Source organism: Psychrobacillus sp. BL-248-WT-3, from assembly GCF_012843435.1.
GTDB lineage: Bacteria > Bacillota > Bacilli > Bacillales_A > Planococcaceae > Psychrobacillus.
Genome location: NZ_JABAFC010000002.1, coordinates 1 through 24700, shown reverse-complemented (window position 1 = coordinate 24700; position 24700 = coordinate 1). Strand labels below are relative to the sequence as shown.

General features: G+C 37.6%; 25 protein-coding genes. 7 read left to right on the top strand and 18 right to left on the bottom strand.

All coding sequences use genetic code 11. The features are described 5' to 3' along the window. Window positions 1–84: 84 nt before the first annotated feature. Both HF876_RS01875 and HF876_RS01870 read left to right on the top strand, forming a co-directional pair. A complete protein-coding gene (locus tag HF876_RS01875; protein ID WP_169358355.1) occupies window positions 85–1185 on the top strand; it encodes a glycosyltransferase family 4 protein in 1101 nt (366 codons plus the stop codon). A gap of 79 nt (window positions 1186–1264) precedes the next feature. After that, a complete protein-coding gene (locus HF876_RS01870; RefSeq protein WP_169358354.1) occupies window positions 1265–1993 on the top strand; it encodes a DsbA family oxidoreductase in 729 nt (242 codons plus the stop codon). Between the two features lie 93 nt (window positions 1994–2086). Here the strand turns inward: HF876_RS01870 and HF876_RS01865 are convergent, their stop codons facing one another. Beyond that, entirely contained in the window at window positions 2087–3283 is a 1197-nt protein-coding gene (locus HF876_RS01865; protein WP_205963967.1) for a hypothetical protein, read from the bottom strand. Between the two features lie 441 nt (window positions 3284–3724). Here HF876_RS01865 and HF876_RS01860 point away from each other — a divergent pair, with 441 nt between their 5' ends. Further along, window positions 3725–4780: an LLM class flavin-dependent oxidoreductase gene (locus tag HF876_RS01860; protein ID WP_169358352.1), complete on the top strand. Its 1056-nt coding sequence runs from the start codon at window positions 3725–3727 to the stop codon at window positions 4778–4780. Between the two features lie 47 nt (window positions 4781–4827). Here the strand turns inward: HF876_RS01860 and HF876_RS01855 are convergent, their stop codons facing one another. The 3 genes from HF876_RS01855 to HF876_RS01845 form a co-directional block, all read right to left on the bottom strand. Then, the gene (locus tag HF876_RS01855) at window positions 4828–5214 is read right to left on the bottom strand and encodes an Hsp20/alpha crystallin family protein (protein WP_169358351.1); all 387 of its coding nucleotides are present in this window, start codon (window positions 5212–5214) and stop codon (window positions 4828–4830) included. 161 nt (window positions 5215–5375) lie between these two features. Then, entirely contained in the window at window positions 5376–6185 is an 810-nt protein-coding gene (locus tag HF876_RS01850) for an undecaprenyl-diphosphate phosphatase (protein WP_169358350.1), read from the bottom strand. Between the two features lie 152 nt (window positions 6186–6337). Beyond that, window positions 6338–7099, bottom strand: a complete 762-nt coding sequence (locus tag HF876_RS01845; RefSeq protein ID WP_169358349.1) for a glucose 1-dehydrogenase — start codon at window positions 7097–7099, stop codon at window positions 6338–6340. A 262-nt stretch (window positions 7100–7361) separates the two neighbouring features. On the opposite strand from HF876_RS01845, the gene HF876_RS01840 reads away from it, so the two are divergent. The 3 genes from HF876_RS01840 to HF876_RS01830 all read left to right on the top strand — a co-directional run bounded on the left by HF876_RS01840 (window position 7362) and on the right by HF876_RS01830 (window position 10555). Beyond that, window positions 7362–7709, top strand: coding sequence for a PadR family transcriptional regulator (locus HF876_RS01840; protein ID WP_169358348.1), 348 nt, complete (start codon window positions 7362–7364; stop codon window positions 7707–7709). After that, window positions 7696–8703, top strand: a complete 1008-nt coding sequence (locus HF876_RS01835; RefSeq protein ID WP_169358347.1) for an HAAS signaling domain-containing protein — start codon at window positions 7696–7698, stop codon at window positions 8701–8703. The genes HF876_RS01840 and HF876_RS01835 overlap by 14 nt, the downstream gene beginning before the upstream one ends. Window positions 8704–9151: 448 nt before the next feature. Then, window positions 9152–10555, top strand: coding sequence for a DHA2 family efflux MFS transporter permease subunit (locus HF876_RS01830; protein WP_169358346.1), 1404 nt, complete (start codon window positions 9152–9154; stop codon window positions 10553–10555). Between the two features lie 119 nt (window positions 10556–10674). Here HF876_RS01830 and HF876_RS01825 read toward each other — a convergent pair whose 3' ends face one another. The 7 genes from HF876_RS01825 to HF876_RS01795 all read right to left on the bottom strand — a co-directional run bounded on the left by HF876_RS01825 (window position 10675) and on the right by HF876_RS01795 (window position 16679). Continuing rightward, on the bottom strand, window positions 10675–10980 hold the full coding sequence (locus HF876_RS01825; protein WP_169358345.1) for a metalloregulator ArsR/SmtB family transcription factor: 306 nt from the start codon (window positions 10978–10980) through the stop codon (window positions 10675–10677). Window positions 10981–11397: 417 nt separating this feature from the next. After that, complete coding sequence (locus tag HF876_RS01820; RefSeq protein WP_169358344.1) at window positions 11398–12345, bottom strand: cation diffusion facilitator family transporter; 948 nt, start codon at window positions 12343–12345, stop codon at window positions 11398–11400. A 209-nt stretch (window positions 12346–12554) separates the two neighbouring features. Next, entirely contained in the window at window positions 12555–13025 is a 471-nt protein-coding gene (locus tag HF876_RS01815; RefSeq protein ID WP_169358343.1) for a YjdJ family protein, read from the bottom strand. 136 nt (window positions 13026–13161) lie between these two features. Next, window positions 13162–13701 carry a PadR family transcriptional regulator gene (locus HF876_RS01810; protein ID WP_169358342.1) on the bottom strand — a complete coding sequence of 180 codons (540 nt, stop codon included), beginning with the start codon at window positions 13699–13701 and terminating at the stop codon, window positions 13162–13164. A 44-nt stretch (window positions 13702–13745) separates the two neighbouring features. Next, the gene (locus HF876_RS01805) at window positions 13746–14936 is read right to left on the bottom strand and encodes a YhgE/Pip domain-containing protein (protein ID WP_169358341.1); all 1191 of its coding nucleotides are present in this window, start codon (window positions 14934–14936) and stop codon (window positions 13746–13748) included. A gap of 305 nt (window positions 14937–15241) precedes the next feature. Continuing rightward, a complete protein-coding gene (locus tag HF876_RS01800; RefSeq protein WP_169358340.1) occupies window positions 15242–15985 on the bottom strand; it encodes a hypothetical protein in 744 nt (247 codons plus the stop codon). Continuing rightward, a complete protein-coding gene (locus HF876_RS01795) occupies window positions 15975–16679 on the bottom strand; it encodes a hypothetical protein (protein WP_169358339.1) in 705 nt (234 codons plus the stop codon). Before HF876_RS01795 ends, HF876_RS01800 begins: the two co-directional genes overlap by 11 nt. A 199-nt stretch (window positions 16680–16878) precedes the next feature. On the opposite strand from HF876_RS01795, the gene HF876_RS01790 reads away from it, so the two are divergent. Beyond that, complete coding sequence (locus HF876_RS01790; protein WP_205963966.1) at window positions 16879–17256, top strand: hypothetical protein; 378 nt, start codon at window positions 16879–16881, stop codon at window positions 17254–17256. Between the two features lie 174 nt (window positions 17257–17430). On the opposite strand, the gene HF876_RS01785 is transcribed toward HF876_RS01790, so the two are convergent. The 7 genes from HF876_RS01785 to HF876_RS19080 all read right to left on the bottom strand — a co-directional run bounded on the left by HF876_RS01785 (window position 17431) and on the right by HF876_RS19080 (window position 24161). Next, a complete protein-coding gene (locus HF876_RS01785) occupies window positions 17431–17550 on the bottom strand; it encodes a YjcZ family sporulation protein (RefSeq protein WP_169358338.1) in 120 nt (39 codons plus the stop codon). Window positions 17551–17705: 155 nt separating this feature from the next. Beyond that, a complete protein-coding gene (locus tag HF876_RS01780; protein WP_169358337.1) occupies window positions 17706–18470 on the bottom strand; it encodes an ABC-2 transporter permease in 765 nt (254 codons plus the stop codon). Continuing rightward, window positions 18467–19384, bottom strand: coding sequence for an ABC transporter ATP-binding protein (locus tag HF876_RS01775; protein WP_169358336.1), 918 nt, complete (start codon window positions 19382–19384; stop codon window positions 18467–18469). Before HF876_RS01775 ends, HF876_RS01780 begins: the two co-directional genes overlap by 4 nt. Then, window positions 19385–19597, bottom strand: a complete 213-nt coding sequence (locus HF876_RS01770; protein WP_240949579.1) for a PLDc N-terminal domain-containing protein — start codon at window positions 19595–19597, stop codon at window positions 19385–19387. Beyond that, window positions 19598–20716 (bottom strand): helix-turn-helix transcriptional regulator, encoded by a 1119-nt coding sequence (locus tag HF876_RS01765; RefSeq protein ID WP_169358335.1) that lies wholly within the window; start codon window positions 20714–20716, stop codon window positions 19598–19600. Window positions 20717–21100: 384 nt separating this feature from the next. Further along, entirely contained in the window at window positions 21101–22729 is a 1629-nt protein-coding gene (locus HF876_RS19085) for a BclA C-terminal domain-containing protein (protein ID WP_277347064.1), read from the bottom strand. Between the two features lie 322 nt (window positions 22730–23051). Next, complete coding sequence (locus tag HF876_RS19080; RefSeq protein ID WP_481900272.1) at window positions 23052–24161, bottom strand: hypothetical protein; 1110 nt, start codon at window positions 24159–24161, stop codon at window positions 23052–23054. Window positions 24162–24700 lie beyond the last annotated feature (539 nt).

The following is a 24700-nucleotide window of genomic DNA, read 5'->3' as shown; positions in this document are numbered from 1 at the left end:
ACATAATCGTTTAGTTCTGCTTTACCATTCAACATTCCTGCTGACTTACATATGTTAAAGATAAAAGCCAGAGGGGCTGAAAGATTGTCCAAAAAAATTGCTCTTGTGTGCAGTATTGAGTCCTATACGCTCGGTGATGCTCATCTATTCAAGGATGTATGTCTTGTTCCAATATTACTTGGTGAATATTTAGGATACGAGGTAACCATAGTAACTGCTCACATTAACCAGACATTACTCCATGAGACCTTTCCTAATGTTAAGTTTGCACGTGTTTCCTCCGAGGGAAACTTCGAGGAAAATATGAAACTATACATGATAGAGCATGCGCATGAAATTGATATTGCGGTTGCATTTGGTCCTTACCCATCTTATCTATCTATTTTGAAGACATATAAAATGTATAACCCGCTTGGGAAAATTTATATGAAACTAGATGTAAATCGATACTGGTTATCTCGGTTATTACAAGAGCCTTATTTTGAAGAACTATTGAATCTCTGTGACTTAGTTACCTCTGAGTGCGAGCCAATTCAAAATAAAATTAACGAAATGCTGAATTTAAATGTAAAAAGAATTCCAAACGGTTTTTATGAATTTTTTCCTACAGAACCTGTTTTATTTAAAGATAAAAAAAATGTAATTTTAACAGTAGGTAGATTAGATTCCCCAGAGAAACAAGTCCTTCCAGCTATAATAGCTTTCTTATCTGCAGGAATTCCGAATTGGGAATTTCGCTTAGTTGGACCAATGAATGAGGATTTCAAAGCCAAATTATTAACCTTATTAGAGGGAAATACTTATGCCTCTCAAGTAAAAATCTTAGGTCCCATTTACGATAAAGTTCTCCTAGAACAAGAATATAGAGCTGCGAAAATATTTACCCTTACCTCCATAGTAGAATGTCATGCTCATGTCTTAGCAGAGGCAGCTAAGAATGGTTGTTATTTGATCTGCACAGACGTGGACGGCGTCTCCGATATTACGTACAACCAAAGATATGGAAAGATACACTCCACATCCGACTGGGAAGGGATAGCTAACACATTAAAAAAAGTAACAAGCGATGAGAAATTACTCTCAAGCACTTGCTATGAGCTACAATCCATTGCACGCGCTTCCTTAAATTGGAGGGACCTTATCCAACAAATTGCTCTCTTTCTAGGAGAAGCTCCGGTGAAGTAGCTAGTCTAAGCAAACAAGGACCGCTCTTTATATGATTTATGCTATATTAACTCTATCAATAGGAAGGTAGGGAACAGTCATGAAAATTGAAGTATGGTCGGATTTTGTTTGTCCATTTTGTTATATTGGAAAGCGTCGTTTAGAGCAGGCTTTAGAGGAGTTTGATCAAAAAGACAAGGTAGAAGTTAGCTTTAAAAGTTTTGAGCTACAGCCTCATCTACCAAGCGATAAAAGTGTAACTGTTCATGAAATGCTTGCTAAAAAGATGAATATGTCCCCTGAGCAGGCAAAGGCAATGAATGAGCAGGTCATTGCTAATGCAGCAACAGTAGGATTGGCATACCAATTTGACGAAATGAAACAAACCAATACATTAGATGCGCATCGCTTAGTGAAATATGCAGAGTCGGTAGGAAAAGGTGGCGAATTAACAGAACGTCTCTTAAGCGCTCACTTCTTAGAATCTCAATTCCTAGGTGAGCACGAAACTCTTTTAGACTTAGCTACCGAAGTAGGATTAAATCGTGAGGAAGCAAGCAAGGTTCTAACAAGCTCTGATTATTTAGATGAAGTCCGAATGGATCAGCAAGAAGGTCAACAGCTCGGTGTTCAAGGAGTGCCTTTCTTCGTTTTCAACAGAAAATATGCCATTTCTGGAGCGCAGCCTCACGAAGCCTTCGTCCAAACATTGAAGAAAGTTTGGGAGGAAGAAAATCAAACCGCGCCTCTTCAGCATATTCAAACTGATTCAGATGCAACTTGTACAGATGACGGTTGTGAAATTACGGAGAGAAACAAAGAAGTTTAAAAATAGAGGCTAGATTGATATGTCGGCAATCAATCTCTTTCCATATATATAACGTAAGGCCATTACTGAATAGCTCTCAGCAATGGCCTTTTGTTATTTCATTTCTAATAAAGCCTTATAGATTTCATTTATAGTCGGTAGCTTTAAGGTTTTACGATTACTGTAAATGCTAACAAGCTCCTTTTGAATTATCTCTCGCGCAAACTGTTCACGATCATTGGACTTGAACATTTGACGCAATAATTTAGGGATTTTGTATTTCGATTTAAATAAATCCAAAAGATTTTGAAGTTCTTTTTCGTTCAATAAATGGTTGTATACATGTTGCTCGAGCTGCACCTCGAATAAATCTAGCATCTCTTTTGCATCGTCTTCAATATAACGATTTAAAATCTTACTTGCAATTTTAGATGTGACGATACTACCAATGATTAAACCAACTATACCGCCTATTAGGGCCCCAGTGCTTGTACTCCCCCATGGAATTAGAGCACCTATGGCTGCACCGATTGCCATACCTCCTATACTACCTGCCACATTTGCAGCTGTTTTCGTGATGTTTTTAAACAGCTGCGTTTTAGACATCTCACCTTTTATAGCTCGGGAAATGTCTAAGGTAGAAAGCATACCAGTTACTAATGCGCCGGTAACCACGTTAGCATTTAGTAATAGAATAGTTTTTTTAGCTGCTAATGAGCCAATCATAGCCTTATGAGTAAACTTTCCAGCAGCTTTCTTTGCTACAACCTTGGCTCCATTTTTTCGAATAGCCCCCCTGACGCCACTCCCTAACTCAAAAGCGTCATCTAGTTCAATATCCTGCATGTCATTTGACAGCACCTCATCTACTACTGCTTCTCCCACTATATTTAACCCAGTGAACACCGCATTTTCTACCGCTTCCTCACGAGTGGCTCCGTTCCATGTACTTTGCGCAAAAGCAACAGCTGCACTCATTCCTAATGACTCATTTAGAAGCTGAACTCGACCTGACTCCTCTAAGATTAGTCCGTCTACAAGACCAGCCTGGGCTATATAGCGAACTTGTTTATATGTAAAAGCACCTTGCTTCACTGTTTCTCTTGCAAGCTCTTCATTTTGTAAACGGTCTGTTAGTTGTGAAACCACATCATCATACTGGTCAGATGCGACTTCTAGTTTGATAGGACCTAATTGGTTCATGTACAATAGCTGATTGTCTAACAAACTTGCCTCTACTGTTTCTTCTACGGAAGAGCAATAAATATTTTGTAAAAAGTGCTCATTCTTTATGTATTCCATGTTTTTCACGTTCATCTTGCCTCCACTGGTTTCTTCTAATAAATAAGGAAACCATATAACTCATAAGTTGTATAGTAAAAAAGATATAACAACATTAATTTGTCACACGTTTGGTGAAATCCTTAATATGGGGATAACTTTCAGAAGCATTTTATAATAGGGATAACTATGTGTATAAGTGCATAACTTTTTAGAAATTATCTACATTCTCTCAAAAAAGATGTTATAAATTTTTGAATATGTGTGTAACTTTGTGGAGAAAGTCTAATTTCTACTATAATGAGCTGCTACATTTTATCTTTTGGGGAGAAGCTGTTTATAAGTTTGTTTTTTTTTTAAGATAGAACACCTTTTAGATAAGACAAAAGCTTTCCATTTTAAAGTTTTCTTTAGTATCTTTAATTTACTAGTTATCTTTTTTAAACTGTAAACTTGGAGAGGTGACGATAATTGCAAAACTATAGAATAGACCAAAGCAAAGGCTTAGAGTTTGGCCTTTATACACTAGGGGACCATATTCCTAATCCCCATACTGGTGAACGTATTTCTTCCGCTCAGCGACTTAACGAAATAATAGAGCTAGCCAAATTAGCCGAGCAGGCAGGGCTAGATTTTTTTAGCGTAGGGGAAAGTCATCAGGAGTACTTTACTACACAAGCTCATTCCGTTGTTTTGGCTGCAATAGCACAAGCCACGGACACACTTAAAATTGCGAGCTCTTCTACGATTATAAGTACCTCTGACCCAGTACGGGTTTATGAGGATTTTGCTACAATTGATTTAATCTCCAAAGGTCGCACAGAAATCATTGCTGGCAGGGCTTCCCGAGTTGGTCTTTTCGATTTGTTGGGCTATAACGTAAGAGATTATGAAGAGCTCTTTGAAGAAAAATTTGAGCTGCTCCTTCAAATTAATAAAGAAGAGATCATAAACTGGAGCGGTGAATTTCGTGCTCCATTAAGGGAGGCACAGGTTATCCCTCGCCCGCAAAACGGTTCTTTACCAATTTGGCGAGCTGTTGGTGGACGTCCAGAAAGCGCGATCAAAGCAGGACATGCAGGCGTTCCAATGTTTATAGCAACATTAGGAGGTCCTGCTACTAGCTTTAAAGTTTCCATAGATGCTTATCGAAATGCAGCTAAAGAAAGTGGTTTTAATCCTGAAGCGCTTCCTGTTGCAACTGCAGGATTTTTCTACGCTGCAGAAACAACCCAACTAGCCCAACAAGAAATTTATCCTTATCTCAACCACGGTCTCCACCTAATCAACGGGCATGGTTATCCTAAGCATCAATTTATGCAAGGCGCCGATCCCCATGATGTGATGAATATCGGAAGTCCTCAACAAATTATTGAAAAGATCCTCTATCAGCATGAGGTTTTTGGTCATCAACGATACATTGCACAAATGGACTTTGGTGGGGTGCCTTTTGAGAGTTTAGTAAAAAATCTTGAACTAATAGGCAATGAAATTCTTCCGGCTATTAAGAAATACACAAGGAAATAACATACATTAAAAAGGAGATCCCAAACTTGGAGATCTCCTTTTTTTATCTATTTTAGCTTTGGCATTCTAACCTCTAGCTGGTTATTTTTATAGTTTACAATCATGTCTTCCTTAGAAACCAAGCTCGGGAGTGACACAGAACGGTGAAATCGACTTACGTAATGTGAATTTCTATTGTTTGCCTCTCCGGAGTGGTTAATCATGCCATTTATCATTAGCATGTTGTTTACCACTTCAATTTCGAGATCACTATTTTTATCCAAGCCAGGAATATTACATAATGCAACAATTTCATTATCCGTTTCCTTCATATCCATATGCAAGCTTCCGAGTTGCATCTCCTTAAAAAGGGGAAGCTCTCCAAAAAAGCGTTCTATTTCTTTAAATATATTATTGGTTAGCTGATTAAATGGATCAGACGGCAGTAATGACATAGACTTGCCTCCTCATTTTATTTGAAGGCGGTACAAATGGTTTGTACATCACCTTGCATCTCCTAACCTTTATATATGCAATTTAGCTGCACCCATCTAGGCGACCTATTTATTCATAAAAAAAAGAAAGAGAGGTAAGAACCCTCTTCCTAGTTGTACCTTTAAAAGAATATTAACAACAGAGTACCAACGGCGAAGCAATAATAAGTAAAATAATGCAGCTTCCCATTCTTCATGATTCCCATAAACCATCTCATTGCAAAATAGGACATGATAAAGGTACTTACAAAGGCTGCCAAATAAGGAATGGCTAATTCAGCCTTGTTTGGTTCATCGATAAAATCAGACAAACCAAGTACAACTCCTCCCAAACTTATCGGGATATAAAGCATAAAGGAGAACCTTAGCGCCGTCTCCTGTTTCATCCCTACTGCTATCGAGGAAATAATGGTAGCTCCTGATCTACTGATACCAGGTGTTAAAGCAACTGCTTGTCCTAAACCAACAATCCAAGCATCCTTGGCTGTCAGGTCTTTTTCTCCTTTTGTCCCCTTCATATTTCGGATCGTCCATAAGGCTAACCCGGTGATGAAAAGCATTATTGCAATTACCGTCAGACTGATGCTTTCAGCTATCCAGTCACTCAACAGAACCCCTAATATGCCCGCTGGAATCGTCCCAATAATTATAAAAAGCACAAATCGAAAATCACTTTTGTAACGCGTGTCTTTCTTCTGCACATAGGAAATAGAATTTGTTGCTAGTCTAATAATATCCTGTCTATAAATGAGCAAGATAGCCAGCAAAGAGGCTGTGTTTGTTAGTATCGCAAAGGTGAAGCCTTGTTCTCCTACTCCTAGTAGCTCACTAGCAATCATAACATGCCCACTCGATGAAACCGGAATTGGCTCTGTAAAGCCTTGAACAAGTCCAATAATAATCATTTTTAAAGTAAATATTAAGTCTTCCATTATTCCTCCTACCAAAACATTTATAATTTATACTGACGTAAAAGTAGAGAATTTGTTTCACTTGCCCATTATATGCTACAAAGTATACTGAAAGTAATATTTCCTTTAAAAATAAAAAACTCCCTAGAGAATATCTAGAGAGTCAATATAAATTAGTAAGCACTCCAGCCTCCATCAGCTGTTACTACAATGCCATTGATAAGTGAAGATTCGTCAGAGGCTAGGAATAGAGCGATATTTGAAATGTCTGATACTTGACCTGCTCTTGTCATCATTCCAACACCTCGTGTAGCTTGCTTCATACCGAATGGATCAACATTGTCCATAGCTGCTGCGAATCCTGTTTCTACGTGCCCAGGTGCAATGGCATTAGAACGAATACCAAGTGGTCCATAATGTGAAGCAACATTTTTAGTCATACCAACAACAGCATGCTTAGCTGCAGTATAAGTAAGTCCACCACGACCACCCATTACACCTGATAATGATGCCATGTTGATAATTGTGCCACTTCCGTTCTTTTCAAAATGAGGGAGCACTTGACGTATACAGCGCATAACACCTGTTACATTAATATTCATAACACGGTTCCATATATCATCCTCGACATTAGCGGCTGCTTGCATATTATCACCTACACCTGCATTGTTCACTAAAATATCAATGCGACCAAAATGCTCAATTGTGGAGGAAACCATTTTTTTCACATCATTCTCGTTTGCAACATTCACTTTAACACCAAAAACAGAAAATCCTGATTCTGTTAATTCTTTTACGGTAGATTGCAGAGCTTCCTCGTTAAAGTCAGCGATTACTACACTAGCGCCTTCTTTTGCATATGCAATTGCAATTTCCTTACCAATTCCAGCTCCACTTCCGGTGATTATAGCAGTTTTGTTTTCTAAACGGTTCATTTTCAAGCTCCTCTTAAAAGTATTAGATTCATTGTTATCTTAGTACAAAAAGATTCAACTATACAAAAAATAAGTCTATCGCTAGCTACAACATGGAAAAACAACAATATTAAAGAGATAATAACGAATTTTATATTCGTTTATGTAATTTTTTTAAGTAAAGCCTACATAAAATAATTTTTTTCTAATAAAGTATTATATACGTTATAATTCGTCACCTAATAGTGTATGATATACAGTATAGAAAAAGAGGTGAGAATAATTGGTTAATTTGTTGGATTCATACATGACTGAACTTAGAAGAGGAACGCTTCCTTTAGCAGTTTTAAGTCAATTACGAAAGCCACAGTACGGTTATTCGTTAGTTCAAGGATTAGAAAGTGCTGGGGTTTCTATTGAACAAAGTACACTATATCCCTTACTACGTCGTTTAGAGAAACAAGATTTATTAACAAGTAGCTGGGATACAACAGAAAGTAGACCAAGAAAGTATTATGTACTAAGTGATTATGGCATAGAGGTTTTTGAACTATTAAAAGGAGAGTGGGAGAAAATGACGTTAGAATTGAAGTCACTTTTAGAGGGAGATGATTTGAATGAATTTGATTGATGCTTATGTGTATGAGGTAACAAGAAGACTTCCTAAAAAATCACGAGATGATATTGCAATGGAGTTAAGATTTTCAATTGAAGACATGCTTCCAGAGAGCTATACAGAGAAGGAAGTAAAAGAGGCGCTAGCTAAAATGGACGATCCAGCTGTTTTGGCAGCAAGCTACCGCGATAAGCCTATGTATTTAATCGGTCCTAAGGTTTACGATGCCTATATAGAAACGCTGAAGCTAATTTTCCCTTGGGTCATCCTTATCTGCGTTATCTTAAATATTGTTGCTAGCATTGGAATGTTTAATGGAGAGGAATCAATACTAACAGTTATTATTAATACAATTACTGACACTATTGTCAACGTCATCTATGCCGCCTCTCAGGTGTTTATATGGACCACTATAGTATTTGTCATTGTTGAACGAGTCGGATTATCTAAAAATGACCTACCTTTAACGAAAAGAGGTACTCCATGGTCACCAGACGATTTAAAGGATGTCCAAATCATTCCCGCTAAAAAAATCATATCTACAGGAGAAATTATTTTTAGTATTTTTTGGATTACTGTCTGGGCAATCATTTACTGGAATGCTGACCATCTGTTAGGTATTTATAGTTCTTCAGATGGTAACGGCTTACAACTAGTCATGCCTATATTTGAACAAAATGTATTACTATCTTATTGGCCAATAGTAGTTACGTTTATTGTCCTAGAGGTAGGACTCGTACTTTATAAGTGGGTGGTAGGTCAATGGACTAAAAAAGTAGCTTTAGTAAATGGCATTATCCATATACTTAGCACGTTTGCTTTTCTCATAATTTCAAGGAACGCTAATTTATATAACGAGGCTGCCCTTCCTTATATAGAAAAAACAATCATAATAAACAACGTTGTTTTGAGTAATGCAATGGATGTATTATGGATAATCATCGCTGCCTCTATCGTTATTTCCCTTATTATAGAAATAGTAGAAAGCTATAAAAAGGCTAAAATTTAATCTAGTCACTTAACCCTCCATGCTAAACCGCTGGAGGGTTAAAACTTTTCGAAAATTATACTAGCAACAAGAAGTTACACTATCCTTCCTCATCTCCTTATTACTAAGAACTCTTTACCCCCTTATTTTTGTCTAAAATGTGAATGAGATAAAATTTAGTATAAAAAAAACACTTACATCGTATGAAATTATTTTGTTATAGTAACAACTAGACCGGTCTGAACAAAAGAAAAATGTTATAAAGGAATATCTAAATCGCTTATAGTCGACATACAGTGATTACTATTTTGATTAAAAATAAAAGAAAGAAAGAATAGATTACCCATTAATAATTATTTGAACATATCAACATTTAGACATGAACGTTTACAATACTAAACAAAGAAGTATTCCCCTTAAGACAAAGTCTAGGGGAATATCTATTTTATAGAGGGAGTTTCAAATATAAATGAATAAACAGATCAAGACAGGACCGATAATGGCTGCTCTTTTAGTAGCAGGATTTGTCGGACTTTTTAGTGAAACCGCATTGAATATTGCTTTAGGAGACTTAAGTTTAATATTTGATGTTAAACCTACAACCATTCAATGGTTAGCCACGGGTTACTTTTTAACTTTAGGTATCTTAGTACCGGTTACGGGAATTCTGATGCAAAAATTTACAACACGTCAAATGTTCCTTACTTCTATTTCTTTATCTATTATCGGAACTATTTTAGCTGCAGTATCACCGACTTTTAGTCTTTTGCTAGTTGGACGTATTATTCAAGCTGCTGGATTAGCGATCAATTTGCCATTAACGCAAAATGTCATCTTTACTATTTTCCCTCCAAACAAACGTGGGGCTGCAATGGGAGTAATGGGACTAGTTATGTTAGCAGGACCAGCATTAGGTCCAACGATTGCTGGACTAATTTTAGATACACTATCATGGGAATGGATCTTTTGGGTAACCCTTCCGTTCTTACTACTCTCTGCTATCATCGGTTTAGTATTCTTGCCTAATGTTAACGAAATTCGCAAAGTTTCTATAGATATTTTATCTGTAATTCTTTCAACGCTTGGATTTGGTGGCATTGTTTATGGAGTAAGTGTTGCTGGAGAACATGGCTGGACAAGTACAATCGTTATAACATCCATTATTGTTGGTGTGATTGCATTAATTCTGTTCTCTCTTCGTCAAACGAAAATGGAGAATCCAATGCTGAATTTGAAGGCCTTTAAATATCCTTTATTCGTCTTGGGAGTTGTAATGAGCTTTATCACATTCTTTAATATGCTATCATTGCTTGTTGTTTTACCTATGTACATGCAAATGGCATTATTAATGCTTGCCTTTACTACAGGTCTGGTATTACTACCAGGAAGCTTGTTGAATTGTATTTTAGCACCTACCATTGGACGGATGTTTGATAAGTTTGGTCCAAAAGCTGTAATAACTCCAGGTACTATCTTTGTTGTTATTGGATATATCCTTTATGCTTCATTTGGTACCGACACAGCTACATGGTTATTAGTTGTTACACATATTATCATGATGCTTGGTATCGGTATGGTACTTGCTTCTACGCAAACAAACACACTAAATTCATTGCCTAGAGAATACTATCCAGATGGAATAGCATTAACTCAAACAGTTCAACAAGTAGCTGGGGCAATGGGTATTGCTATCATGGTTTCCGTGTTATCTGCAAAACAAAGTAGCTATTTAACAACGGTTAATGATAATTTAGCAGAGGCAACTGCCTCTGGCTCATCATTCGTATTTACCCTAGGTTTAATATTGGCAATCGTTAATCTTGTGCTATCTCTATTTATGAAAAAGCCAGGAGAAGTAAAACTTAAAGGATAATTACAAGCAATCTCTACAGATAAAAAGCTCCGAAGATTTACGTAAAGTAAATATCGGAGCTTTCTTCTTGGTTACAAGCAACTTTGGAATGCAAGTAGATGCCTAGCCAAAAGATTAAGTTAATGCTTGGCATGACTCACAGCCTGATGCAATAAGTTCATCACATGATCATCATCGCTTGAATAGTACATGGTAGTTCCTTCACGGCGAAACTTTACTAAGCGCAAGTTCTTTAGAAAGCGTAGCTGATGAGAAACCGTTGTTTGCCCTAAATTTAATGATTCCGCTATTTCATTGACAGAGTGCTCTTCACAGCATAAAAAATTTAATATTCGTATACGAGTAGGATCACTTAGTGCTTTGAACGTCTGGGATACAACGAAAAGGGTTTCTTCGTCTAAATCATGCTGTAACTTTTCCTCCACTTTATACCCTCCTTATTTTTTTAGTTAGCTTTGTTAAAGATATGAGTTTATTTTGACTAACAATTCTTTTTTATAGTGACTGTAAACATAAACAAAGGTACTTTCAAATGTCTGTTAAATATAAATAGATGATGAAATTGGGGTTGGTGACCATTTTGAAGCTTTATTTATTCGAGTAAATTATTAGCGATTTATCGATGATAAAGCTGTTCCATTTATTGATTGGAGCGCCAGACGGCGACTCCAGTGGGATGAGTGAGACAGATAAGACATCACAACCGCGCGCGTTAGCGACGGGTGATGGCTTATCGCTCACCCCACGGAAAGCGTCCGGTTGGGGCGGAAATCAATTCTACTCTCTGATTTAATATTTCTTTGCATCCTAAATCAACCATAACCTTTAACATAGCCTTTTAGTTAGTGGTGATGATGGTGGTGAGCTCCTGTGTCTTCTGCCTTTGTTGTACATAAAATAGATGAATCATGTTTATGTGATTCTGTTTCCAGTTGAATAGTCACATGCTGTATACTTTGATGAGCTAAATCGTGCTCTACTTTTTGCAGGAGTTTTTCACCCTCACCAATTGTCATTTCCTTTTTCACAACCACATGGCAGGATAGTGCATTCAAGCCACTGGTTATAGACCAGATGTGCAAATCATGGACACTATGGATTTCAGGGTTTTGTTCGATTGTTTGTACAATGTTATTTATGTCTACATTTTGTGGGGTACCTTCCATTAGAACATGGAGAGATGCCTTTGTTACAAAGTATCCACTTCTTAATACAAGCGCAGCGACAATCACACTAGCCAATGGATCCGCCCATCCCCATCCAAAGAACAGGATGAGTAATGCAGCAATGATTGCTCCGACTGAGCCTAGCATATCACTAATAACATGCAAGTAAGCTCCTCGCATATTTAGGTTGTCTTCTGTATCACTACCTCGCATCATAAACCAAGCTACAAAAATATTAACCGCTAAACCAATAGAACTAATGATTAACATCCCAGTTGTAGCAACCTCTGGTGGATTAGCGAATCGCATAAATGCTTCATAAAAGATAAAGAATGCAATCCCCATAAGCGTTAGGCCATTGAGCACAGCTGCTAAAATTTCAAAGCGCTTATATCCATATGTTTTGTTACTATTTGCAGCTTTTTCTCCAAGGCTAAACGCCAATAATGCAATGGCCAAAGATACAGCATCGCTTAGCATATGTCCTGCATCTGAAAGAAGCGCCAAGCTGTTGGTCAAATAGCCGCCGATTGCCTCTACAATCATATAGGTAAAAATGATAAAAAAAGAAACGAGCAATACTATTTTATTGGCACTGTGTGTGTGATTATGATGATCCGACATAATAACTCCCTGCCCTCCATTAAAGTAAAACTAAAACTTATATATGATTATATATTCATATATACATAATATACTCTCTTTATTATTTTGTAAACGGGATGGATTCACTAAAGGCATATTAAATTATGAATGAAAAAAAGCCCACACTAGTGAAGTATCGGCTTCTGGTTTAGCTCTTATAATATTTAACTATTTATGGAACAGGACATTTAAGTTGTTATCCCCTTATTTTTGTTGGTAACAAGTAAGATAATTGCTACACCAATCGCTAAAATTCCTATTAAAAGAGAACTGTAAAAAAATATGGTTAGACCTATCGTCGGGGAACCTGATACTAAATTACATAGAACCAAGAATACAATTCCGACAGAAGTTAGAAAATAAGAAAATAGCTTTGTTTTACCTCTAAATAATATGTAGCCGATCAGTATAATTAAATACGTTCCACTTAATAGCATGGTTAAAGGATAGGCAGGTGAGAATTTAGCTGCATATATAAAATAATCTATTGTTAAAATATCATTTGCTTGGTTTACAGACCCATTGATCCACTTTGAAAAAACCGCTGTATGCTTCCACTCCCATATAGCCGTTGTCAATGTACTTCCCTCATACCAAGAAGCAATTGTAGAAAATATTAACAACATCAAACCAATGACCACTTGAATAAACAGTTTCAAATACTTCACCTCCAATTATACCCATTATACAATTTCCCACGATATTTACTCAATTTTATAACCAATCTATAAAATGGAATTCTACTCTAAAAATACAAAAGGGTCATTCAGCTATCGAATTAGCTGAATAACCCTCTTATATTTCATTGCTTTTAATACGTCTAATTAACTCCTCGATCCAATGCGAGGTATGATCGTTCTTATCTGAAAAATATTCTCCAAGATAATTGACTAAATGCTCTTTCTTCTCTGTTAACTGCACTTGGTTTTCTAAGTTTTTTATGTTATCCCATCGTTCCTTGAGAAGCGTTATTTTCTTTTCAAGTATCTCAATTACTTTTTCGCGATCAACATATTCTATATTTGCTAGAGCGATGACCATCCCGCTAATTGTATCTGTATTCTCAAATAATTGATAAATTTTTTGTGGTAAAGCAGCTTTACCTTTCTTAGTTATCGCAAATACTTGTTTATCGGGTCGGTGCTCTTCCTTAATAATTTCTACCGGTTCAATCAGTCCTTGTTTTACCAAAGATTCAAAATGATAATATAGCTTACTTTCTGTCACTCCCCCTAATTGATCTAAGGGAATTGGCTCTGAAAGCTCTTTTTTTAACTTATATGGATAGTTATTATCCTGCATTAATTTGCCCAATATATATATTTGAATTGCCATTATAGTACCGCTCCTTTGGCAGAATTATATTCATTGTAGCAAAATCATGCAGTAATTTCAGTATTATTCACAACTTCCTTTGTTTCGCTTATTGAAGTTTTTTCTATTGGAACTGGTTTATGGACAAAGGCTACAAGCAGCATATTTATTAACATTGCTCCTAAACCGACCGCAATCATGCCCCATACATAAGGTGTTGGGCTAATACCTCCATACATATTAGCACAGTATGCTTGTACAGAGTAATACATTGGGGAAATATAGCTTACCCACTCGTACGGTCCATACATCATGTCTCTTGTAATGGTTGCTCCATTTGCAATGGTCTGTACTAGTAGGACTGGTATGTTCAGAATCATACCACCCTCCCCAACAAGGAATATAAACATTGCCGTAAAGTTAAATGCTACCATATAGTTTAAAACTTGCTGACCAAAAAGACCTAAAAATAAATCTCCACTAGGTTCATTTACTAGATAGGTAATCCCCATTGCTGCAAGAGCCGCAAGTACGGCAATCATTAATGCAGTCAATTGCACGTAAACGAATAAACGAGTTTTGCTCGCTTTTCCGCGACTCTCCTTGAAGGAAGCTACTAATTGCATTGCTGCAATCATTGCCCCTACATAACCTGCCATTGTTAAGAACATCGGAAGCATGTTGTTATGCATACCATCCGGGATGTCATTGATCGTTACTACGTTTCCAACATAAGATGTTTCAATCGTTTCTGCCATTGCAGCAGCTTGGTCTTCAGGAACATTAAAGTTCATTAACACTCCCTTTGCGGTCTGCTGAGAAAACTGAGCGCTTAACTGATTGTTTATCTCCGTGACAATAGACGTCATGGAGGAAGAAACAACTGTTGCACCCACTTCGTTAACAGTGAAGTCAATACTGGATGATACTTCTCCGTTTTGCATGTTTGCCGAGAAATTTTCAGGAATGTGAATTACTAGAGTTACTTCATTTTTCTCTAGCTGTTCTAACGCATTCTTATTGGACAAATCTGTTTTAATCTCTTCAAATGGTAAACTTTCTTTTAATTGGTCGGCAATCACCGAGCCATATTCACCGGCATCCTCATTGACTAGGGCTATTGGAAGTTGATCGATGTTACCTGGGATCGCTGTATACCCTGGAAGAAAAATCCCCAGCATAGCAACTGCATAAAATATCCCCATAAAAATGGAAGCAATAGCTCCCTTTGTTTTCAAAAATTGTGTAAACTTCATGTGTTTTAATTTCCTTCTTTCAAATAATATTTACTTTTAATTAAACTTCAAACAAAGTACTTTAATTAGAGTACTTTAATTTGAATTCTTTGTTAGTATAAGCCCATCTTTTTAGATAATCAAACAATAAAATCTGAATGAGGATATATCTTCCATAACTTTGTCCATTTTAAGAATAGCTTTTTTCTTCCCGACAAATATAAAAAAGAGCTTATTCTGAAAAAAATGTTCAGGATAAGCTCTCTTTTAATTAGTTATACACTTGCTACTTTATTTGCTTTAAGTGGATCTATTTCATTTATTCATCAGGGACGCTCTAGCTGTTCTTCGTAAATGCTTATTACATAATCCATTTGATAATCCGGCTCTTCCACCCAGTGCCCTGACTGACTAGCGCTACGTTCATTTCTTTTTAAATTTGCATCAAGCCCCTGCTCATCTAGTGTCTGTCTTCCAAAGTAATACGTTGACTGTGGATTTGACATAAAATCAAATACAGTATCTTCTTGGATAGAAGAAATAGCAGTTATAATTTTATACCATTCCTCTGGGAGAGGCATTACTCCATATGTTTTATTCATTAAGCTTACATTTTTGTGAAGCTGAATACTTGGCGTATAAATACTAATATCTCCAGACACTCTATACGAACGGTTCTGTAATAAATGTATATTCATCTGAGTTACTTCGTCTTGCGCTTCAAAATGCCAGACAAAATAATAGCTAGATGGATCATCCGGACTTAGCTTCCATACTTTTAATTGATCGCTCCACTCGTAGGCGACTAACTTCCATTCGAAATGATTAAAAGCCCAATAACTAATTCCCCTCTGACCACTCTCCGTTATAAAAGGAACAAAACGGTACGATTTTTCCAAATCTATTATATCTAATACCTTCACAGGACTATTAATATCCTGTCTATTTAGTATTTCTGTTACCTCCTCCATGGTCAAAAAGGGTGTTGGCTCTCGATTAACAAAGAAAAGAATACCCACTCCAATGACTACAGCAAAGGAAACTATAACTATCCATTTCTTATTCATCATTGCTGCCCCCCTTTATAATGGAGTGATCAGAACGGAAATAGTATTGGTTTTTACTAGTAGACACTAGCACCCCTTTACCATCCTTTTCTAGATAGATAGTTGACTCTATCCCACTTCCCCACTTAGATTTGTGATCTACAAGTAGGTATGGAAAACGTTCTTTTGCTTTTGTCGAATCACTATTAAAATAGGTTTCGTTATACCATTCCACTGTAAAAAATTCATCACGCTTAAATTCAGGTAACTCTTTCTTAAGTGCTCCCGTTTCCTTACTTTGTTCTTTAGCAGTTGGGTGGATAGCAATAACCCTTACTTCTTCCGGATTACTAAGATAGGTTGCTAAATCTTCTGATGGATATAGCAAGTAATAAATTGGCCAAGAAAAAAGATACGTCATTAAAAACAAATAATTACTCCAAAAACCCAACCAAGCAAAGGTTCTGTACTTTAACCAGGCTCCTTCTTTTTTGTGTAAAAAGATATATAAAATCCACATGCCTAGCGGAAAAATGGCTATAGAAATTTTTCGTTCTAAAAAAGAAAAGGTATAATCTATGGAAAATAAGCCAAGCAGTAAAACTACATACAGTCGCCAATTTTTCCATGAGATTTCCTTCTTCTTAGCTATTTTAAGTATAAATACAAAAATGATTAACCAACTTAATAGAATAGTGATGTAATGTAAAATGTCCATAAACCACTTCCTTATATAGTTATATGAGTTAATTATATACAAATTATTACACTTAAGATATAAAAAAATAAATATGAATCATGTTCATTTTAGATGGGACTTAAGAAAATAACTCATTTATCATTCTAATAAAAGTCTAAGTTCATATTACTTTTTGTCATATATTATAAATAGGTTTACTCTGTAAGGAGGTGAGTACATGCCACTTTTTTCACCAGTACCAAGAAGATCCTTTCCTCCAGGTTATAGACAAGGGTTTGGCCCTCCTTATCAAGGGCAACAGTTCGGTCCTCCTTACCAAGGGCAACCTTTTGGACCTCCTTACCAAGGACAACCATTTGGGCAACCATTTGGACCACCTAATCAGGGGCAACAGTTTGGTCCCCCTAATCAGGGACAACCATTTGGGCAACCTTTTGATAATAGATGGAACCAGCCTTCTTCCAACAATTCTTCCCCAGGCTTTTTAGGAAGACTGCCCAATCATATCAACACACTTGCGGGTCACGCCACTACCTTACAAAATGGATATAACATGATGAGACAATTAGGATCTGCTATAGGCTTGTTTAGGTAGTTAAAAGCCGATGTTCCTCGCTATTTAAGGACATCGGCTTTTTGTTTATTATTTTCTTGTAATATTTTTGATTTCATCTAAAAAAAACAACTAACTCAATGAAGAGAAAGTCGATTTTTTTTAGAGAAGGTTAAGAATGGGATTTACTTTTTAAACTTAGTTAGTATTAACTAACTAATAAATGAATGATGCTCCCACAATAATAAGTAGGATAAATAACACTACAAGCAGTACGAAACCTGATCCGCTATTGCCGTAACCCGATCCTCCGCCTTGATTTTCATATCCAGACATTTACTATTCCTCCTCTCCTCCTGATACTTATAGATTATGTAAGAAAAAAATTATGGATAAGGTAATTTATTACATAATCAAAAAATAATTATTGGAGAAAAGAGAGAATCTGGGTAAAAGAGGTTTGTGTAGGACTTGCACCCATAAACCTGTTATTATAGTTGTTTTTTATTGAAAATAGCTATGGAACTTAAAAGGATTATGAAAATACTTACAACGGTTAGCCAAATAACCATTGTAAAATCTTCTGTTCCCATAGCACCGGTTAATAATTCTACATTATTCGTTGCTAGCCGGATTGGGTTGTATGCTTCTGTTTTCTCAAACATATTTAGTAGTAATAATGCGACAAATACAACTCCAGAAAAAAGCATCGGCATATATGTTGATGTTGCTAAGATATTTCCAAACAAAAATACAGCAATCATTAAAACGCCAAATAACCATAGACAAAAAGCAGCAAAATAGTAATGCGAAACAGTACTCATATCCCAATAATAAGATGTATATGCGAATGTCGTCCAAAAAGCAAGGGCATAGCTTAGTGTCCATATAAGTGATATAGCTGTGGCTTTCGACCAGATAACTGTTTTTCTTGAAAGTCCTTTTGTTAACATAAGGATAAGGGTACCTTTTGATAACTCTGAGGATAATGTGGTGCTAAATAAAATAATGAACAAAATAATACCCATTTGTGAAATATTTTTATAAAACTGTATCCAAGAGTCGAGAGCAGTTGGCTCTGGAATATCCATTACTACTCCTGCTGGCATAAACTGTTCAAATAATACAGGCATTAATTTTGCAGTTAGCGGGCTCATAATGCCAAGACCTAAAAAAATAGTGACTATAATCCACAATTTATAAGTACGATGTGATTCCATTAATTCTTTTTTTATAAATGCTTGAAATGATTTCATTTAACCACATCCATAAATATATTTTCTAATGATTGCTCCATTTTTTCTAACTTTTGTGGAAAAACTTGCGCTTCCTGGAATGCTTGCAAAACTAATTGCTCTGTAAAATGGGTATGTTTAAATTGCAGATTCATTTTCTCCTCTTTAAAATTACTATCATTCAACAAATTTTGAATACTTGATAAGCCACAAAATTTGTTTTTATCATCCTCTGTTCCAAATTGAATATGCAATAGATCAGATTGATACTGCCTTTTTATAGCTTGTAGATCTCCCGCCATCACAATTTTACCTTCATGTAACACAGCAATATCGTCACAAATACGTTCCACATCAGATAATACATGTGTTGAAAAAATAACCGTTGTTTTCTGCTTTACTTCATGTAAGATGTCTAGTATCTGTTTTCGACCAATTGGATCCAATGCTGAGGTTGGTTCATCACAAATTAATAATTTAGGCTCATTTAAAAGTGCTTGCGCAATTCCTAGACGTTGCTTCATCCCTCTTGAATAAGTACCAATCCTACCAGATTCGTTAGCCAATCCAATAAGATCTAACAATTCCTCGCTTTTCTGCTTCGTATATGGTTGCTTTAAACCAGTAATTTCACCACATAATAGAAGGTATTCTCTCGCAGTCATAAAGGGATAAAACATTGGAACATCTGGTAAAAACCCAACGTATTTATTGGTTTTCGTCTCACCAAAACGAACCAATTCTCCACAAATATTTAAATTACCTTCATCTGGTTGTAGTAAACCTAATAACATTTTCATTGTAGTCGTTTTTCCTGAACCATTTCTGCCAAGAAAGCCAAAGACTCGATTCTCTTCAACTGTAAATGAAATATCATCAATTACTTTTTTATCTGCGAATTGCTTCTTCAGTCCTTTCACTTCAACAATGGACATTTATTTATCACCCCGTCCAAATACGAAATAAATAACAGGACCAATAAATTGAAAGAAGAGTACTACTATAATCCACATCACCTGATTACCAAACCGATATGTCGGGTGCTTTATTACATGAACTACTGCAAAGATGGCCAATCCAAACTGAATAATAATCAGTGGTAATAAAAATGGTAAATATTCTATTAATGTTGACATGTTGCTCTCCATTTACTTTTTTCCTCCTAATGAAAATTTTAAATTTTCGACAAGCAATTTATATAAAGGATCCTCTTGAATAAAACCAAACGCCGGTTGTGCGCATACGCTTTGCAGCATACTTTCTTTAATCACTTCATCATCCCGTACTGCATTAATACCTAAATCTAAATTTTCAAGCCAGTCATCAATTAATGTAAAAAAATTATCTCCATGTAATGTAAATGGAAAAATGTTAGACGTGCAGACCCCTATATATCTTTCCAACCAGTACAACGTTTTCTCTCGATTTCCTTGCATTGCGTATCCTTGGGCAGCTGCATAGTAAAACTGCAACACGATATTCGGATGCAATTCCTTTAATCCAAAAATAGAAGTAATCCCTTCCATGCGCAGAATGGTTTCTTCGAATTTCTCTTGATCGTCAATATTTAATAACATATATGAATGAGCAGTTCCTGCTAGACTTGATAAGCTTTGATACATATTCACTTGTAAGGTGCGTTTTGCTTGCTCTACATCACCCATCATTTGAAAGGCATTAGATAGTACAATTTCATCGCCAACAGCAGGGCGTAACGTATCCCCTAACAAAGACAGTACTTCTTCAGGTTTCTTTAATAATAAATAAATGACTGCTTGTAACGAATTTGCCTGTTTATTAAGCCAAACATCATCACTTTCTTGCTTAATCCTTACAAACAGTTGAGCTGTCTCTTCTAAAATAGCTTGTTGTTTTTCCTCCGTTGGCGCGAGCATATAATGATTCAAATAAAGAACACCCATTTGCAGTAAGAAGGGAAAGCATGCATAATACTTTTGAATTATACTTTGGCTTTCCTCGTATACTAAATCAAAATCCTGTTTACTAAATTTTGTAGCAAGCTCGTGATATTGTTTCTTTATCTCATCCTTCGTTAACTGCGGTGCATAACCAATCAGTTCGTCAATCGTTATATTATAAAATGATGCAAGCTTCGGCAGAAGTGTTATATCTGGATAAGTTTTACCCGTTTCCCATTTCGATATAGAGGCTTTGGAAACACCTATAAATTTTGCTAGGACATCTTGTGTAATTGCTTTTTCTTCTCTTTTTTTTATAAGTATTTGACTAATCGTAAGTCTCATCATACTCATCTCCTTCATCCTTACCTTCATTGTACTAATCACATGAATAACCCTCAAACGGTTTATTGTTAACTTAAGTTAAAAAAATTAACCTGCAGGCAACAAAATGTTAGATATAGGATGAATTAAATTTCAGAACTAAAATTCTCATTAAAATAAGGTTAACCAGTAAAATCTGATTAACCTTTTTATACAAGAATTTAATTAGGAGGGGATTTATCTTTTACAAAGGACCTACTTTTATATAATCCAATCAATTTTGGCAGGTTAATATATAAATTAGAATATAGACCTTTACTCCAATATTTCCTTTAAAACGATACTGTTTTTTCTTATAAAAACACTTTGACTTAATGGGCACTGACCTAAAGAAATGAGTCTTTCTTTTTAACTATCTAGTTTCTTAATAGTTATAGAAGCGTTTACGTTCGTCCCTGTGCCTCCTGTAGGTGTTAGAGTAACTGTTCCTGGAGTACTAGAACTATTTCTTAGTGATATTACATCGCCAGCTTCTAGAGTTACTATTACATATCCATTGTTTTGTACAACACCAGATCCGGAACCATAAAGTGTCCCCGGTATTGCCGTATCATTTACAAACAATTCAAATTGGCTAGGTTCGTTGGTTGTCGTAGAGAAAGTAATCTCATAATCGCCTGGATTCGTAACTCTAATCGCTTCTTCACCTTCTGTATGAGTTATTCCAGATGTAAGTAATCCATTTGTATCAAAATTTACATCATCCCCTAAACCTACAGGTTGAGTTGCTAAGTTGTAAACATATCCGTATTCTGCTAAACCAGCTCCGGTTGTGCCCGTGGCTCCAGTTGCACCTGTTGCTCCAGTTACGCCCGTAGATCCGGTTGCTCCGGTTACTCCTGTGGCCCCAGTTACTCCCGTTGCCCCAGTTACTCCCGTGGCTCCAGTTGCGCCTGTGGCTCCAGTTGCGCCTGTGGTCCCGGTTACTCCCGTGGCTCCAGTTACTCCCGTGGCTCCAGTTGCGCCTGTGGCTCCAGTTACTCCAGTGGCTCCAGTTGCGCCTGTGGCTCCAGTTGCGCCTGTGGTCCCGGTTACTCCCGTGGCTCCAGTTACTCCAGTGGCTCCAGTTGCGCCTGTGGCCCCAGTTACTCCCGTGGCTCCAGTTCCGCCTGTTGCCCCAGTTACTCCCGTGGCTCCAGTTGCGCCTGTGGCTCCAGTTGCACCTGTTGCCCCAGTTACTCCCGTGGCTCCAGTTGCGCCTGTTGCCCCGGTTACTCCCGTGGCTCCGGTAGCCCCTGTTGCTCCAGGTACTCCGGTTACTCCCGTGGCTCCGGTAGCCCCTGTTGCTCCAGGTACTCCGGTTACGCCTGTGGCTCCTGTGGCCCCCGTCACTCCGGTGGCTCCGGTTGCGCCTGTAGCTCCAGCTCCACCACCAGTTAATAATGTGTAATCTGGGGATTCTCCTGGTATTCCAGTAGGAGAATTAACATTTACTCTATATAAATTACCGTTAAAGAAAATTAGCTGTCCTGCTTGATAGCTAGGAGCAGCTGCCGGATCGAATTCAGTTCCTATAGCTCCCCCTGTAGCTCCGGTTGGGCCAGTGGGGCCAGTTGCACCGGTTGCTCCAACTCCTGCCGCACCCGTTGGACCCCTTAATCCTCTTGGTCCTGCTGGGCCAGTGGGGCCAGTGGGGCCAGCTGGGCCGATAATGACTCTTCCGTCTCTTCTTCTACCTCTAAATCCACATGAGTCCTTTTTAGATGAATAATAATTTTCTTGTCTATGATGTTGCTGAATTGGCTCTCTACCTTTATCAGCCATAGAGCTAGAGTCACTGTTTATCGAAATATCACTAAAATTTTTCTTCAATTGCTCTTCAGAACTATTATTTTTACTCATCCCATTCATTTGCAAGTTGAGTTTCTGAATAGCTTTTTGTTTTCGACGTCTTCTATTGTTGTTACCGATATTAATTGCCTCCTTTTTATTCAGATGGTTTATAATATGACCTCTGTTACGTTTAAAGGTAGACAAACTATAGCAACAAGAAGACGTCTTCTTGGTATCTGCCTAAAATTTTTTATTTATATCAAATAAACCGAGACATCGTACATTAAGTACGTATCTCAGTTCATCAATTCATAGTATGGTTGGATACTCCAGAATCTCTTAGCATAAACGAAATTTAAATGCGGTGAAATTTTACTTCCTTTAAAATTCACCGGCTTTTCATAGAGGAGGGTTTTGTTCCGAGCTCTTTCCAAAAAGGAATATCTTTTTGAAAAGTTATCTTTACATACTTCACCCTAACTTTATGAGTCCTAAATTCCAACTAATCATTGATTCTTGTTGGGTATTATGCAGCTGGGCCGGTTTCTCCGGTCGCTCCGGTTGCTCCGGTTGCTCCAGTTACTCCGGTTGCTCCACTTACTCCAGTTGCTCCGGTTGCTCCGGTTGCTCCAGTTACTCCTGTTGCTCCGGTTGCTCCGGTTGCTCCAGTTGCTCCAGTTACTCCTGTTGCTCCGGTTGCTCCAGTTGCTCCAGTTACTCCTGTTGCTCCAGTTACTCCTGTTGCTCCTGTTGCTCCAGTTACTCCGGTTGCTCCGGTTGCTCCGGTTGCTCCGGTTCCTCCAGTTACTCCGGTTGCTCCAGTTACTCCGGTTGCTCCGGTTGCTCCGGTTGCTCCGGTTGCTCCGGTTGCTCCGGTTGCTCCGGTTACTCCTGTTGCTCCAGTTACTCCTGTTGCTCCAGTTACTCCGGTTGCTCCAGTTGCCCCAGTTACTCCTGTTACTCCAGTCGCTCCGGTTGCTCCTGTTACTCCTGTTGCTCCTGTTGCTCCTGTTGCTCCAGTTACTCCTGTTGCTCCTGTTGCTCCTGTTATACCGCTCGCTCCAGTTACTCCTGTTATACCGCTCGCTCCGGTTGCTCCGGTTACTCCTGTTGCTCCAGTTATACCGCTCGCTCCAGTTGCTCCGGTTACTCCAGTTGCTCCAGTTATACCGCTCGCTCCAGTTGCTCCGGTTACTCCAGTTGCTCCTGTTATACCGCTCGCTCCAGTTGCTCCGGTTACTCCAGTTGCTCCAGTTATACCTATCGTCCCAGGTGCTCCAGTTACTCCAGTTATACCGGTCGCTCCGGTCGCTCCGGTCGCTCCGGTCGCTCCGGTCGCTCCAGTCGCACCTAATCCTCCACCGGTCAATAATGTATAGTCTGCTGATTGACCTGGTGTTCCAGTTGGAGAATTAACATTTGCTCGATATAAACTACCGTTAAAGAAAATTAACTGTCCCAATTGATAACTAGGTGCTTCTGCAGGATTAAATTCTGTAGCTATTGCTCCCCCTGTAGCTCCTGTTGGTCCGGTTGGTCCGGTCGCTCCAACTCCTACCGCTCCTGTTGGCCCCCTTAGGCCTCGAGGTCCAGGCGGACCTGGAGGACCTGGAGGACCTGGAGGACCGGCTATTATTCTTCCCCCTCTTCTCCTACCTCTCGATCCACATGAATCTTTTCTAGAATGATAATAATCTCTTATACTATTGCCTTGTTGTATTATAGAACTAGAACCTTTACTGTTCGATTCTTCAAAATCGTTTTTCATATGTTGATTAGTACTATTATTACTTATCTCGCTATTGTATAAAGGTCGGTTATGATTCTGTTTATGTTTGCGACGTTTCCGATTGTAACTTATTTTAATTGCCTCCTTTAAATTAAGATATATTATACTATGGTCTCTTTTTTATTGGAGATAGGCAAGCTACCATCAAGGGATTTACCTTCTATTAAAATAATTCACATTTCTCCTACACCACTCCATTTAAAATGAAAATGCGGTAATCTTTCGAGAAACACCTCTCTTCTTACAGGGTTAGTTAATAAATGATGTAAAAAATTTTAATACTGAGTTTAACAATAAAATAATGCAAGGTGATGCTAGTATGGATGTATGGACACAAGTTAGTTAAGTCTCTATCCTATAAATAGAGAGGACGTGTCCGGAATGAA

What these genes read in the sequence shown, in the direction of transcription:
- HF876_RS01870 (WP_169358354.1), top strand. Translation starts at nt 1,265, where the DNA reads ATGAAAATTGAAGTATGGTCGGATTTTGTTTGTCCATTTTGTTATATT.
- HF876_RS01855 (WP_169358351.1), bottom strand. Translation starts at nt 5,214, where the DNA reads ATGTCATTACTGCCGTCTGATCCATTTAATCAGCTAACCAATAATATA.
- HF876_RS01850 (WP_169358350.1), bottom strand. Translation starts at nt 6,185, where the DNA reads ATGGAAGACTTAATATTTACTTTAAAAATGATTATTATTGGACTTGTT.
- HF876_RS01845 (WP_169358349.1), bottom strand. Translation starts at nt 7,099, where the DNA reads ATGAACCGTTTAGAAAACAAAACTGCTATAATCACCGGAAGTGGAGCT.
- HF876_RS01835 (WP_169358347.1), top strand. Translation starts at nt 7,696, where the DNA reads ATGAATTTGATTGATGCTTATGTGTATGAGGTAACAAGAAGACTTCCT.
- HF876_RS01830 (WP_169358346.1), top strand. Translation starts at nt 9,152, where the DNA reads ATGAATAAACAGATCAAGACAGGACCGATAATGGCTGCTCTTTTAGTA.
- HF876_RS01820 (WP_169358344.1), bottom strand. Translation starts at nt 12,345, where the DNA reads ATGTCGGATCATCATAATCACACACACAGTGCCAATAAAATAGTATTG.
- HF876_RS01810 (WP_169358342.1), bottom strand. Translation starts at nt 13,701, where the DNA reads ATGGCAATTCAAATATATATATTGGGCAAATTAATGCAGGATAATAAC.
- HF876_RS01805 (WP_169358341.1), bottom strand. Translation starts at nt 14,936, where the DNA reads ATGAAGTTTACACAATTTTTGAAAACAAAGGGAGCTATTGCTTCCATT.
- HF876_RS01800 (WP_169358340.1), bottom strand. Translation starts at nt 15,985, where the DNA reads ATGATGAATAAGAAATGGATAGTTATAGTTTCCTTTGCTGTAGTCATT.
- HF876_RS01795 (WP_169358339.1), bottom strand. Translation starts at nt 16,679, where the DNA reads ATGGACATTTTACATTACATCACTATTCTATTAAGTTGGTTAATCATT.
- HF876_RS01790 (WP_205963966.1), top strand. Translation starts at nt 16,879, where the DNA reads ATGCCACTTTTTTCACCAGTACCAAGAAGATCCTTTCCTCCAGGTTAT.
- HF876_RS01785 (WP_169358338.1), bottom strand. Translation starts at nt 17,550, where the DNA reads ATGTCTGGATATGAAAATCAAGGCGGAGGATCGGGTTACGGCAATAGC.
- HF876_RS01780 (WP_169358337.1), bottom strand. Translation starts at nt 18,470, where the DNA reads ATGAAATCATTTCAAGCATTTATAAAAAAAGAATTAATGGAATCACAT.
- HF876_RS01775 (WP_169358336.1), bottom strand. Translation starts at nt 19,384, where the DNA reads ATGTCCATTGTTGAAGTGAAAGGACTGAAGAAGCAATTCGCAGATAAA.
- HF876_RS01770 (WP_240949579.1), bottom strand. Translation starts at nt 19,597, where the DNA reads ATGGAGAGCAACATGTCAACATTAATAGAATATTTACCATTTTTATTA.
- HF876_RS01765 (WP_169358335.1), bottom strand. Translation starts at nt 20,716, where the DNA reads ATGATGAGACTTACGATTAGTCAAATACTTATAAAAAAAAGAGAAGAA.